At 64.2% G+C, this 2,137-nt stretch carries 3 protein-coding genes; all 3 read right to left on the bottom strand.

The window, feature by feature from the left end:
* Positions 1-187: 187 nt before the first annotated feature.
* Positions 188-478: a hypothetical protein gene (locus tag IRZ12_RS17455; RefSeq protein ID WP_296471343.1), complete on the bottom strand. Its 291-nt coding sequence runs from the start codon at positions 476-478 to the stop codon at positions 188-190.
* A gap of 73 nt (positions 479-551) precedes the next feature.
* A complete protein-coding gene (gene recX / locus IRZ12_RS17450) occupies positions 552-1,034 on the bottom strand; it encodes a recombination regulator RecX (RefSeq protein WP_296471340.1) in 483 nt (160 codons plus the stop codon).
* On the bottom strand, positions 1,021-2,091 hold the full coding sequence (gene recA / locus IRZ12_RS17445) for a recombinase RecA (protein ID WP_296471337.1): 1,071 nt from the start codon (positions 2,089-2,091) through the stop codon (positions 1,021-1,023). Before recA ends, recX begins: the two co-directional genes overlap by 14 nt.
* Positions 2,092-2,137: the final 46 nt, after the last annotated feature.

Raw genomic sequence — 2,137 nt, 5'->3', positions numbered from 1 at the left:
GCGCCCCCGGGATCGAGCCGCCACTTCCGCCATCCCCCCCGCCGCCGCACGACGCCAGTACTGCCAACGCAAGCCCGGCCAGCAGCCGGGACACAACCATGGTGTAGCGATTCATCATGCCCCCGCCAAAAGATGTTTGGCCGCAACATACCATGTCTACCAGCAGGCCGGCCGACGATGGCACGGCTCAACGTATGGTGTTCACCTGCAATTGCGCGGGGCTCCCGTCGCCCGGAGCGCGCACGACCGTACCGATTACGGCCACCGTGCGCGATTGCACTTCCAAGATCTGCGACCGGGTCAAACCGAGCAGGTCCCAGTGTCCCTGTTCGGTTTCCAATACGGCGACCGCAAACGGCTCGTTTCCCTTGAGCGTGACGCGTCCCTCTACGACGATCACGTCGCCGGGCTTAGGATGGGAAGGCGCGCAGGCTGATAGGAGAACGCCCAAGGCCAGGATGACGGACAAAGCTCGCATGCGTGTCTCGCGACGGCGTGGAAACGGGACGAGGCGCCGATGGCGCTGCGCATGATTCCTGCGCGAGGCGCGGTCAGTCCTCGACGAGATCGTCCAAGTCTACGCCGCGCAGCACCTGCCGGATAGTGGCTAATCCGAAGCCGCGGGACATCAGGAAGCGTACCTGCTTCGCCCGCTGCCCCGCATCGGTGGGCAACTGGCCGAAGCGCTTGCGCCACACCTCGCGGGCGCGGGCAAGCTCGGTGGATTGAAGTTCGTTGCGCAATTCGGAAATCTGCGCATCGCTGACACCATGCTGGCGCAGCTCGCGCACGATGCGCAAGGTACCCTGCTTGGCGGCAAGCCTGTGCACTACGCTTTGCGCGTAGCGCTCCGTGGACAGCCAACCTTCCTTCTCCAGGCTGTCGAGTACCGCGCGGACCTCGCTTTCCTCGCCGAAGCGGGCGAGCTTGCGCTCGAGTTCCACGCGGCTATGCTCGCGCCGGGACAAATAGCCTACCGCCCGGGCCTTCAACGAAAGCCCGGAAGCAGGCTTGCGGCCGTCATTCGTCTCCAAGCTCTTCGGCAACGTTACCGGCGACGCGCGCCGCAACGCCCAGGCGCTCGCGGACGCGGTTTTCGATCTCGAGCGCCATCTCCGCATGTTCCTTCAGGAATTCGCGGGCGTTGTCCTTGCCCTGGCCGATCCGCTCGCCGTTATAGCTGAACCACGAGCCGGACTTCTCGACGATGCCGGCTTGCACCCCGAGGTCTAGGATCTCGCCTTCGCGCGAGATGCCTTCGCCGTACATGATGTCGAAATCCGCGCTCTTGAACGGTGGCGCCACCTTGTTCTTGACGACCTTGACCCGGGTTTCGTTGCCGATGACCTCGTCGCCCTTCTTGATGGAGCCGGTGCGCCGGATGTCGAGCCGGACCGAGGCGTAGAACTTCAGCGCATTGCCGCCCGTGGTGGTTTCGGGGTTGCCGAACATGACGCCGATCTTCATGCGGATCTGGTTGATGAAGATCACCATGCAGTTGGTGCGCTTGATGGAGGCAGTGAGCTTGCGCAGCGCCTGGCTCATCAGGCGCGCCTGCAGGCCGGGCAGGGAATCGCCCATCTCGCCTTCGATTTCCGCCTTCGGCACCAGCGCCGCCACCGAGTCGATGACGATGAGGTCTACCGCGCCGGAACGCACCAGGGCGTCGGTGATCTCGAGGGCCTGCTCGCCGGTGTCTGGCTGCGAAATGAGCAGATCGGTGAGGTTCACGCCCAGCTTGGCGGCGTATTGGACGTCGAGGGCATGCTCGGCGTCGATGAAGGCGCAGGCCCCGCCCAGTTTCTGCATCTCGGCGATGACCTGCAGGGTGAGCGTGGTTTTCCCGGACGATTCCGGACCATAGATCTCGATGACGCGGCCGCGGGGCAAGCCGCCCACGCCCAGCGCGATGTCGAGCCCGAGCGACCCCGTGGAGACGACCTGGATATCGTGCTCGACCTCGTTGTCGCCATAGCGCATGACCGAGCCCTTGCCGAACTGCTTTTCGATCTGGGAAAGGGCGGCGGCCAGCGCCTTGGTTTTTTCGTTCTGGGCTGCGGCAGCCGCCTTGGAAGCTTTGGTGTCGTCCATTCTGGGATCCTTGGGTTGATGGGCGAATTATGGCACTGCCAGATAC

Source organism: Pigmentiphaga sp., from assembly GCF_019689535.1.
GTDB lineage: Bacteria > Pseudomonadota > Gammaproteobacteria > Burkholderiales > Burkholderiaceae_B > Pigmentiphaga.
Note: the sequence above shows the minus strand (reverse complement) of the source record. Positions and strands in the feature narration are given on the sequence as shown.